The 10,852-nt window shown below is 69.5% G+C and carries 9 protein-coding genes; 5 read left to right on the top strand and 4 right to left on the bottom strand.

Annotated features, from left to right (window positions below):
* The coding region (gene cysS / locus ACIRDX_RS16485) for a cysteine--tRNA ligase (RefSeq protein ID WP_396626531.1) at positions 1-1,361 on the top strand (1,361 nt) is incomplete at its 5' end.
* Positions 1,358-2,701, top strand: coding sequence for an acetyl ornithine aminotransferase family protein (locus ACIRDX_RS16480; RefSeq protein ID WP_396626530.1), 1,344 nt, complete (start codon positions 1,358-1,360; stop codon positions 2,699-2,701). The genes cysS and ACIRDX_RS16480, both read left to right, overlap by 4 nt.
* Before the next feature lie 191 nt (positions 2,702-2,892).
* On the opposite strand, the gene ACIRDX_RS16475 is transcribed toward ACIRDX_RS16480, so the two are convergent.
* Together ACIRDX_RS16475 and ACIRDX_RS16470 are read right to left on the bottom strand one after the other, a co-directional pair.
* Entirely contained in the window at positions 2,893-3,621 is a 729-nt protein-coding gene (locus ACIRDX_RS16475) for a DUF6515 family protein (protein WP_396626529.1), read from the bottom strand.
* 34 nt (positions 3,622-3,655) lie between these two features.
* Positions 3,656-4,480, bottom strand: a complete 825-nt coding sequence (locus tag ACIRDX_RS16470) for a DUF2092 domain-containing protein (protein WP_396626528.1) — start codon at positions 4,478-4,480, stop codon at positions 3,656-3,658.
* Positions 4,481-4,762: 282 nt separating this feature from the next.
* Between ACIRDX_RS16470 and ACIRDX_RS16465 the strand changes: the two genes are divergently transcribed.
* Positions 4,763-5,788, top strand: a complete 1,026-nt coding sequence (locus ACIRDX_RS16465) for a hypothetical protein (protein WP_396626527.1) — start codon at positions 4,763-4,765, stop codon at positions 5,786-5,788.
* Positions 5,789-5,824: 36 nt separating this feature from the next.
* Here ACIRDX_RS16465 and ACIRDX_RS16460 read toward each other — a convergent pair whose 3' ends face one another.
* On the bottom strand, positions 5,825-7,048 hold the full coding sequence (locus ACIRDX_RS16460) for an acyltransferase family protein (protein WP_396626526.1): 1,224 nt from the start codon (positions 7,046-7,048) through the stop codon (positions 5,825-5,827).
* The gene (locus ACIRDX_RS16455) at positions 7,045-9,282 is read right to left on the bottom strand and encodes a PQQ-binding-like beta-propeller repeat protein (protein WP_396626525.1); all 2,238 of its coding nucleotides are present in this window, start codon (positions 9,280-9,282) and stop codon (positions 7,045-7,047) included. Before ACIRDX_RS16455 ends, ACIRDX_RS16460 begins: the two co-directional genes overlap by 4 nt.
* Here ACIRDX_RS16455 and ACIRDX_RS16450 point away from each other — a divergent pair.
* Together ACIRDX_RS16450 and ACIRDX_RS16445 are read left to right on the top strand one after the other, a co-directional pair.
* A complete protein-coding gene (locus ACIRDX_RS16450; protein ID WP_396626524.1) occupies positions 9,281-10,216 on the top strand; it encodes a sugar phosphate isomerase/epimerase family protein in 936 nt (311 codons plus the stop codon). The genes ACIRDX_RS16455 and ACIRDX_RS16450 overlap by 2 nt on opposite strands.
* A gap of 231 nt (positions 10,217-10,447) precedes the next feature.
* Entirely contained in the window at positions 10,448-10,852 is a 405-nt protein-coding gene (locus tag ACIRDX_RS16445) for a YraN family protein (RefSeq protein ID WP_396626523.1), read from the top strand.

The following is a 10,852-nucleotide window of genomic DNA, read 5'->3' as shown; positions in this document are numbered from 1 at the left end:
ACGGCACCGTCCGCATGTACTCGTGCGGGCTGACCGTCTACGCTCGCGGGCACATCGGCAACTTCCGGTCCTTCGTCGCCGTCGACCTGCTGCGGCGCACGCTCCGCCACGTGGCGGGGTACCAGGTGCACCACGTCACCAACTTCACCGACGTCGACGACAAGACCATCGTCGAGTCGCAGAAGGCGGGTGTGCCGCTCCGCGAGTACACGACGCGGTTCATCGACGCCTTTCGTGAGGACGCCGCCGCGCTGGGCCTCGAGTCGCCCGAAGACACGCCGCGGGCCACCGACCCCGAGAACCTGCAGGCGATGGCCGACATGATCGCGGCCCTCGAGCAGCGCGGGCATACCTACCGGAGCGAGGGGTCGATCTACTTCCGCATCGCGACCCTGCCGCAGTACGGGCAGCTCGCGCGTCTCGACCACGCCGGCATCCTGTCGGGCGCGCGCGTCGACAGCGACAAGTACGAGAAGGAAGACGCCCGCGACTTCGTGCTCTGGAAGGTGACGCGTGCCGACGAGCCGACGTGGGACTGCGGCGTGGGGCCCGGTCGTCCCGGCTGGCACATCGAGTGCTCGGCCATGGCGCTGCGCCTGCTCGGGCCTGCGCCCATCGACATCCATTGCGGTGGCGTCGACCTGATCTTCCCGCACCACGAGAACGAGATCGCGCAGGCCGAGGGCGCCACGGGGCACCAGTTCTCCCGCTTCTGGTACCACGTCGAGCACCTGCTCATGGACGACGGCGAGAAGATGTCGAAGTCGCTGGGCAACGTGTTCACGATCCGCGACATCCTCGACAAGGGCTTCCGCGCGTCGGCGCTGCGCTACCTGTTGATCTCGGTGCACTACCGGAAGCAGCTGCGGTTCTCGTGGGCCACCCTGCAGCAGGCCGAGGAGGCCGTGAAGCGGCTGATGGATTGCGTCGGCCGCCTCGCGCGCGTGACGGCTGGTACGGGCACCGAGGGGTGGGACGCCCGTCTCGACGCCGCGCAGGCCGACTTCCGCGAGAAGCTCCTCGCCGACGTCAACGTGCCGGGCGCGCTGGGCGCCGTCTTCGAGTTGCTGCGCGAGGCCAACGCGGCCATCGACGCCGGGACGCTGTCCCGCGCGCAGGCCGACGCCACGCTGGCGTTCTTCGATGCGTGCGACCAGGTGCTCGGCGTGCTCGCGCTGCGCCGGGCCGAGGACGCGGCACCTCCCATCCCGCACGACGAACTCGAGGCGCTCATCGCGGCGCGTGTCAACGCGCGCCGCATGCGCAATTTCGCGGAAGCTGACCGCATCCGGACCGAGCTCGATGCCCGCGGCATCGTCCTCGAGGACGGCCCCACCGGCACCATCTGGAAACGCAAATGACCACGCTGCCCCAGGTCCCGACGTTCAAGACGACGCTGCCCGGCCCCAACGCGCAGGCCCTCATCGCCCGCGACAGCCACGTGGTCTCGCCCTCGTACACGCGCGGGTATCCGTTCGTGATCGCGCGCGGCGAGGGCTCGATGGTCGAGGACGTCGACGGCAACGTGTTCCTCGACCTGGCGGCGGGCATCGCCGTCAACTCGACGGGGCACTCGCACCCCGACGTCGTCGCGGCCATCGTCGAGCAGTCGCAGCGCTACCTGCACATGTCGGGCACCGACTTCTACTACGAGCCACAGGTGCGGCTCGCGGAGGTCCTGTCGGAGGTGGCCCCGATGCCCGGGCCGTGCAAGTCGTTCTTCGGCAACTCGGGTGCGGAGGCCAACGAGGCGGCCATCAAGCTGGCACGCTACGCGACGAAGCGGCCGTTCCTGATCGCGTTCATCGGCTCGTTCCACGGTCGCACGATGGGCGCCCTGTCGCTCACCGCGAGTCGCAGCGTGCAACGCAAGGGCTTCGGGGCGACGACGGCGCCGGGCGTGTTCCATGCCCCGTACGCCGACTGCTACCGCTGTCCCGTGCGGCTCACGCCCGACTCCTGCCAGGCCGAGTGCCTCGAGTACCTCGAGGACAAGGTGCTCGTGCACCTGGTGTCGCCAGACGAAGTGGCAGGCCTGGTGGTCGAGCCCATCCAGGGCGAGGGCGGCTACATCGTCCCGCCGCCGCAGTTCCACCAACGACTGCGGGCGCTCACCGAGCGGCACGGCATCCTGATGATCGTCGACGAGGTGCAGGCCGGCATGGGCCGCACCGGGAAGATGTTCGCCATCGAGCACTTCGGCGTGCAGCCCGACATCGTGACGATGGCCAAGGGCATCGCCTCCGGCCTGCCGCTCGGCGTCGCCACCGCGCGGGCCGGGGTGATGGAGTGGACGCCTGGCGCCCACGCCAGCACGTTCGGGGGCAACCCCGTGTCGTGCGCGGCGGCGCTCGCGACGATTCGCCTCCTGCAGGAGCAGCTGACGGCGAACGCGGCCGACGTCGGCGCCTTCCTGCTCGACGGCTTGCGCGACCTGCAGCAGAAGCACGCCCTCATCGGCGACGTGCGCGGCAAGGGCCTGATGATCGGCGTGGAACTGGTGACCGATCGCGTGACCAAGGCGCGCGCGGCGGCCGAGCGTGACCGCATCGTCGACGAGGCCTTCTCGCGCGGCCTGCTGATCCTCGGGGCGGGACGCAACACGCTGCGCCTGTCGCCGCCGCTCGTGCTCACGCGTGCCCAGGCCCAGGTGGCGCTCGACATCCTCGATCAGTCGATTGCGGTGGTCGCCGGCACGTAGGGCCCCGGCGCCCGTCCTCGCCTGGCGTCAGTCGACGAGCACCTTCGGCCCGTGGAGCCGATCCGCGGGCGAGCCTGCGGACCCAGGGGGGAGTGCGCTCGCGGTCCTCCGACGCTCACGCCGCTGAACTCGCGCGGTGGGCCTGCGCGAGGTGCCTCGCGCAGGCCAAAGGTGGGGCGAGCCTGCTCGTCTCAGAAGACGACGACCTGGTAGCTGTTTCCCATGGGCTGGTAGTACGTGCCGCCACACTGTCGGTACGCGATGCCTCCACGCATGTACGTGGTGCATCCGGCGGGCAGCACGCTGATCATTGCGCCCGGGGGCGCCGCCACGACCTGGTACTGGACGCCTCCGCCGTACACGACGCGCGAGTAGTACACGCCATTGTCGTAGTAGTAGTTCGACCCGCCGACCACGATCGTGGTTGCCGCAGCCGGGGGCCGCGCCAGCATCGTGCCGATGGCAATGCCGGTGGCGACGCCCGCGGCGACCTTCCAGCCGTCGTGATCCTCGTAGATCTCGCCCGTGGCATAGACGCGGCCGTACCGGCCCACGCCGACGGCCCCTTCCTCGCCGACGGCCACGGCGCCCCCGCGCCTCCCGACCGCGACAGCGCCTTCTTCGCCGACGGCCACGGCCCCTCGCCGTCCCACCGCCACTGCGCCCTCCTCGCCGGCGACGACCCCGCCGCGCGGGGCCGCATAGCCGCGGGTGTTCACGTTGACGTTGCGGTTGACGTTGACGTTCGTGTTGCGATTGACGGTCGTGCGATTGTTGACGTTCGTGTTGCGGCTGACGTTGGCGCTGCGGCTCGACGTCTTCTGGGTCTGTCGCACCGAGCCGCCACGATCGCGGCCTGCTTCGGCCGGCGCGGCAACGAACATCGCCAGCGAGGCGGTCAGGGCCGTGAGGGCCTTCAAGGCTGAGTGGGAGTAGGTCATCTCGCGGTCCTCGCTACTTGGGGGATGTCGTGGGCGTCGGCGCCGCTGCACCGGCATCGGCGGTCGTCTCGACGGGTTCGGCGGTCGGCGCGCGCATGAGGTACAGCCGTTCGTAGGTCGGATCGACCTTCGCGGTGAAGGCGTCAGCCGCGAGTGCCGGCGCCAGGTTCCAGTTCCGGAACGTGAGCATCGACGTCGGGCTGCCGGCCTCCTGCTTGTAGGTGACCTTCATCCGGCAGGGGAGCGCCTGAGGTGTGTCGGCGACCCAGATGTCCCAATTCACGAGCTTGGCTTCGAAGGCCAGGTGCTCGCAGGTCGTGCCGTCGATCACCTCGGTCCCCGTCCATCCGCCAGTCGACGCACTCGCCTCGAACGAGTCATAGGGATTGCTGTAGAAGAGGTCGGCGGCGACGACGAAGATCGCGTACTCGGTGGCCATGGCGTCCAGCGCCTCGTCGAGCGTCGCCGGCATCGGACCGCGCGCCCAGGCCTTGTCCTTGTGCATCGCGAGGGTGATCTGCTTGCCGTCGTACCAGACCTCGCTGTCGACCGCCTCGCCCGTCTGCTTGAAGTACGCCCCGTCGGGACGCCTGACGGCGATGTGGCGCGCGCTCTGCGTCTCGGCCTTGGCGCCCCCGGTGCGGAGACGGTCACTGACTTCGACGGTGTCGACTTCGATCGCCTTGGCGGCGGCCAGGGATCCACTCATGGTCTTGAGCAGAGCCTCGGCCTTGGCGCGCTTGGCCTCTGGTGTCGCCGGTTCGCGGCTGCAGCCGGCAACGGTGCTCGCCGCCAGCATACCCATCAGCAGCCAGCGACTCATGTCACGTGAACGCATGATTCAGTCCTTCCGGTGTCAGTGCCTGACCCGAGCGCCGGGCATGATCGGGATGACAAGCGCGAGATGCGCCGGTGTCACCCGAGACGGGAACGCGTCGAGCCTAGGTCGGTCGGGGCACGACGTCCATTGTCCTTTGGTACTACTAGTCTAGGCCAAAGGATCGGCGGTACACAGGCCGCCTGATCGGGGACCCGGTGACGCGGCAGGTTCTGGCACATCGCACCCGGCTCGTGGCGGTGATCTATGATGGCGCCGTCCCGAACCTGGAGAACCTTGCGCATGAACCGCCGCATGATGATGAAGGGCGCCGCGGGCGCCATCACCGCGGGCGTCGCCGCCCTCGGCACGTCCCCCTCGGCCTCCGCCGCCATCCCCGGCCCCGAGATCCTCGGGCAGGGCCGCTTCCGCTACCGGGAGGTCGTCGGATGGGGACGCCTCGACCGCACCAAGGTGCCCGTCGAGGACTGCCACGCGATCACCGAGAACCGTGCAGGCGAGATCGTCCTGCTCACCAACGACAAGCGGAACAACATCGTCACGTACCGCAAGGACGGGACGTTCGTCGCCAAGCGCGAGGATCGCTTCCCGGCGGCGCATGCGCTCGAGTTCCAGGTCGACAAGCGCGGCGACGAGCTGCTCTGGGTGACCGATCACCAGATGTCGGCCATCGCGCTGCTCACGCCCGATGGTCGCGAGGTGAAGCGGCTGAACCCGGACGCACTCGCCTCGAAGTACCCGGATCTCACCAAGTACCACGCGACCAACGTCGCCGTGATGCCCGACGGCGACTTCTACATCAGCGACGGCTACGGATCGCACTACATCCACCACTTCGACCCCGAGTGGAAGTACATCGAGACGTTCGGCGGGGCAGGGACCGCGCCCGAGAACCTCAAGCAGCCGCACGCCATCTGGCTCGACACGCGCCGCGGCACGCCGGAACTGCTCGTGTGCGACCGCGCCAACGCGCTGCTGAAGTGGTTCTCGCCGAAGGGCCAGCTGCTGCGGACGGTGCCGGTGCCCGGATCGCAGCCGAGCAACGTCGCGGCGATGGCCGACGGCCACATCGCGATCGCCAGCCTCAACGCGATGATCCTGATCCTCGACCGCGACGACAAGGTCGTGTCGGTGGTCGGCGGCGAGGCGCCCGTCTATGAGAACGGCGCGCTGAACCGGATGGTGCCGTTCAACGCCACGTTCAACCACCCGCACGACGTGTACGTCGACAAGGCGGGCGCGCTCTACGTCGCGCAGTGGAACTCCAACCGCAGCTACCCGCGCAAGTTCGCCCTGGTCAAGGGCTGAGGGCAGGGCGTGCCCCACGTGACGTGGGGCACGCGCCTACAGCTTGACGAAGATGCGCCGGCGGTACATCCAGGCGCACATCGCCACCCAGACCAGCGCGAAGGCGATCGAGTGGACCAGTGACGCCAGCGGCACGCTCGGGATGAGCGGCGCGAAGATCTGCTGCTGGGCCCAGTCCCACACCGACACGGACGAGCCGTCGGCGGCCGTGACCTTCCACAGCGAGTGCAGGATCTTGGACACGAGCCCCGAGACCAGGTAGGCCGTGATGGCGTTGGTGCCGAGGTAGACGAACGGACGCGCCCACGCCGGCGCCTCGGCCGTCGGGCGACGGTCGAGCAGCCACAGGCAGGCCGCCAGCGCCAGCCACGCAAGGCCGGCGGTGTACAGCACGTAGCTGCTGGTCCACAGCATCTTGTTGATGGGGAAGACCCACGCGGCCTGGACTGCCGGCTCGCCGATGATGCCGAGGCCGATCAGCGGCTGGAAGCCACCCCACACCCACCCGGCGACCACACCCGCGACGCCCAGCCACGCCAGTCGACGCATCGCCGCAGCGGTCAGGCCGCGCTCGAGCGTCCACGCCGCCACGATGCCCGCCTGCAGTGTCACGATCGACGGCAGCGACGACAGCAGGCCATTGGCGTCCCACGTGCGGCCACCGTACCCGAGGTGACGCCCCATCGTGAGCTGATCGATCCACGCTGCCCAGTTCTTCGAGGCGAACTCGGCCGTCATCGGCACCACGCCGAGCCCCGGCACCGGCACGAACGCCAGCAGGATCCAGTACCCCACGAGCAGCGCCGACGCGACGATCACCTGCGTGCGTCGACTGGTGTAGAGCACGAGGGCCGTGCCAGCGAGGTAGCAGAACGCGATGCGCTGCAGCACGCCAGGAATCCTGAACGTATCGAGCGTGGTGGTCAGGAACGGGAAGTTCTTCTCGAACACGCCCAGGGCGAACAGGATCGCCGCGCGGCTGGCCGCGTGCCGCAGGAGTTCGGCGTTGGTGGCGCCCTGCTGCCGGCGTCGCGCGATCGAGAAGGGCAGCGCCACGCCGACCATGAAGAGGAAGAACGGGAAGATCCAGTCGGTGGGCGTGGCCCCGTGCCAGGGGACGTGCTGCAGCGGGGCATACCCGCCGTCGTGCGCGCCCTGCTTGTTGACCAGCATCATCGCGAAGATGGTCACGCCGCGGAACACGTCGAGGCTCCGCAGGCGGACCGGTGGGCTCGACGTCGTCGAGGCCGCGGAGGTCATCGGACGGCCCCCGGCGCCGGGCGCGCCGCGCGCGGCCGTGCCGCCGGCGAGGGCAGCGCGTACGCAACGTACGTGTCGCCGGACTTCGTGCCCATCTTGCCGCCCCCAGCCGCGATGACGACGTACTGCCGCCCGTTGACGACGTAGGTCGCGGGCGTGGCATAGCCTCCGGCGGGCAGCGAGACCTCCCAGAGCTTGCGGCCCGTCTTCGTGTCGAAGGCGCGGAACTTCTCGTCGTTGGTCGCACCGATGAACAACACGCCGCCGGCCGTGACGGCCGGGCCTCCGTAGTTCTCCGTGCCGGTGGGCGGATCCTTCGGCCCCCGGGCGTCAGGCCGATCGCCGAGCGTCACCTGCCACGTGATGGTGCCCTTGCCGACGTCGACCGCCGTGAGCGTGCCCCACGGGGGCGTGATGCCGGGGAAGCCCTTGTCGTCGAGCAGTCGGGTGTAGCCGCTGAAGATGTACGGGATCTCCGGCAGCCCGTCTTCCTTCGTCACCTCACCGGGCTTCGGCGTGTCGTTGAACAGGAAGGCGACGATGTCGGCGCGCACGTCCTCGGGCAGCCACGAGAAGATCGGCATCTGGCCGCGGCCGTACGCGACGACGTCGGCCACCTGCTCGCGCGTCAGGCGCTTGTCGAGGTCGACGATGGAGGGAATGGCGCGCGTCGTGTCGCCCTTGCGCTCGGCGCCGTGACACTGCTGGCAGTTGACCTGGTAGGCGCGCCGGCCGCGCGCCACGTGGGTGGTCTCCTTGCTCCGATCGATCGGCAGCATGTGCGTGATCCACGCCATGTTGTTGCCGTTGACGAAGAAGGTGCCGGTCGCCGGATCGAAGGCCTGGCCGCCCCACTCGGCGCCGCCGTCGAAGCCCGGGAAGATGACCGTGCCTTCCTCGCTGGGCGGCTGCCACTTGTGGAACGGCTTCACGCCGACCAGTTGCCGCTCCACGAAGGCGCGTGCCTCCGGCGTCCGGTTGGTGATGGTCGCCTCGGAGAACTCCTGCCGCGAGATGGGCGGCAGCGTCGAGCGCGGCTGCGTCGGCCACGCCTGTTCGCCCTTGAGCGTGCTCGGCGGCACGGCCACTTCCTCGATCGGCCACAGCGGCGTGCCGTTCTCGCGCTCGAACACGAACAGCTCGCCGGTCTTGGTGGCCTGCATCACGACGTCTACCGGGCGACCGTCCTTGGTGACGGTCCCCAGCACGGGAGCGGTGGGGAGGTCGCGATCCCAGAGGTCGTGGTGCACGAACTGGAAGTGCCAGACCCGCTCGCCGGTGTCGGCCTTCAGCGCCAGGAGCGAATTGGCGTACAGGTTGGCGCCGACGCGGTTGCCGCCCCAGAAATCGAAGGCCGCCGAACCGGTCGGGACGAAGACGAGTCCGCGCGCCTCGTCGACCGCCATGCCTGCCCAGTTGTTGGCCGCGCCGATGCGCTGCCAGGCGTCGGCCGGCCAGGTCTCGTGCCCTGGCGTGCCGGGGCGTGGAATGGTGTGGAAGATCCAGCGGCGCGCGCCGCTGCGCACGTCGAAGGCGCGGATGTGGCCGGGGGCCGCGGGCCCCGGCCCTTCCGAGAGGCGCGTCGGGACCACGATCACGTCCTTGTAGATCGATCCCGGCGTGTTGGAGAGCACCGACAACCCAGCGGCGTCGGTATCGAGGCCCTGGCGAAGGTCGATGCGTCCGTCCTGCCCGAACGTCGGGATGGGGCGTCCCGTCGTCGCGTCCAGCGCATAGAGGTACGGGCCGGCCGCCGAGAAGATGCGGCGCTCGGCGCCGTCGGTCCAGTAGGTGACGCCGCGGCTGACGCCGAGTCCGCTCGAGGCGCCCGCGCCGGCCGAGGCGACGGGGTCGAACACCCATTTCTGCGTGCCCGTCGCGGCGTCGAGGGCGAACACCTTCAGCTGCGCCGACGTCGCGTACAGCACGCCGTCGATGACGATCGGGTTGCACTGGATCTGCGAGCGGTTGTCGGCGCGCGCGTCGCCGGTGCGGTAGGTCCAGGCCACCTTCAGGCGCGACACGTTGGCCGGCGTGATCAGGTCGGCCGGGGAGTGCTGCGTGTGCGCCGCCGAGCCCCCGTGCGCGGCCCAGTCGATGCGCGACACACGGGGCTGCGTCCACACGTGGCCACAGGCAAGGACGACGAGCAGGGACGTGACCAGGGCGGGCAATCGACGCGGCATCGTGATGAGGTCGCAGTGTACTGCACGATCCGGTACGATCCGCCGCATGACCGACTCACGTACCGGCGGCGCCGCGTCGCGCCGCGCCTTCCTCGCCGCTGGCCTCGTCGCGCCCGCGGCGGCGGCCCTCGTCCCTGCCCGCGCCGAGGCGCAGGCCGCCTCGTCCGGCGGTGGACGGCATGTGCTCAAGGTCGGCGCCGTCACCTACAACGTTGCCAAGGACTGGGACGTGCCGACGATCATCAAGAACTTCACGGCCGCCAAGCTCGACGGCGTCGAACTGCGCACGACGCACGCGCACGGCGTGGAGATCACGCTGTCGGCCGCGCAGCGCGCCGAGGTCCGCAAGCAGTTCGAGGGCGCGGGGCTCAAGATCGCCGGGCTCGGCACCACGTGCGAGTACCACTCGCCCGATCCCGCGGTGGTCCGCAAGAACATCGAGGAGACCAAGCAGTGGGTGCAACTGGCGAAGGACCTCGGGTGCCCCGGCGTGAAGGTGCGTCCCAACGGATTGCCGAAGGACGTGCCCGAGGAGAAGACGCTCGAGCAGATCGGCCGGTCCATCCGTGAGTGCGCCCAGGCGGCCACCGAGGCCGGCGTGAAGATCCAGCTCGAGGTGCACGGCGCCGAGACCCAGCGCATCCCCCGCATCGTGAAGATGCTCACCTACGCCGACCGACACCCGGGCTTCTGGATCTGCTGGAACTCGAACCCGACCGATCTGATGGACGGCGGCTTCGACAAGAACTTCGCGCTGCTCAAGTCGCGCATCGGCCAGGTCCACATGCGCGACCTGTACGTCGAGGACTACCCCTGGCAGCGGCTCATCAACAACCTCCAGGAGATGAAGTTCGAGGGGTACTGCTTCGCCGAACTCGGCGAGACGACCACCGACGGGCTGCGCGTGCTCAAGTACTTCCGCGGCATGTTCCGGCAGATGGAGGGCGTCATCGCCCCGCCGCTGGTCACGCCGAACGCGTAGCAGGTCGTCGAGAAGGCCAGCACACCCGAATTGAGAATTCAGAGTTCGGAATGAAGAGCTGGCGGGGCCCACGCGCGTCGTGGTGTCGGCCAGATGTCACAGGTGGCGGTTTTGGCAGCGGCCGAGTCGGCTGACCCTTGCACGAACTGCCATCTGCACCCAACGCCTCGCGGGAGTGCCTCCCTCCGCGGGGCGTTGTCGTCTGGTAAGGCTTTTGCTACGTCCGCACGCATGCATCGAGCGCAGGCATGCGTCCAGAGTGGCCCCAGCGATCCCAGGCAGGGCCTCGGCATCGACGGCGAGGCGGTGGCGAGCGCGGCGCTGCGGGCGCGCGGCTACGCCATCCTCGAGTCGCGCTTCCGCACCCCCGTCGGGGAGATCGACCTGATCGCGCGCGACGAAGACACGCTGGTCTTCGTCGAAGTGAAGACGCGGCGCGACGACGCGTTCGGCGGCGGCGCGGCTGCCGTCACCTGGCGCAAGCAGCGCACGCTGACGCGCGTCGCCGAAGCCTTCCTCGCACGCACACGCCTCGGCCCCGTCCCCTGCCGCTTCGACGTCGTCGTCGTCCACTGGCCCGCGACCGGCGACCCGACGACCGAGGTGTTCCGCAATGCCTTCGACGCCGCGCGCTGA

The organism is Luteitalea sp. (assembly GCF_044337415.1).
Classification (GTDB): domain Bacteria; phylum Acidobacteriota; class Vicinamibacteria; order Vicinamibacterales; family Vicinamibacteraceae; genus Luteitalea.
Note: the sequence above shows the minus strand (reverse complement) of the source record. Positions and strands in the feature narration are given on the sequence as shown.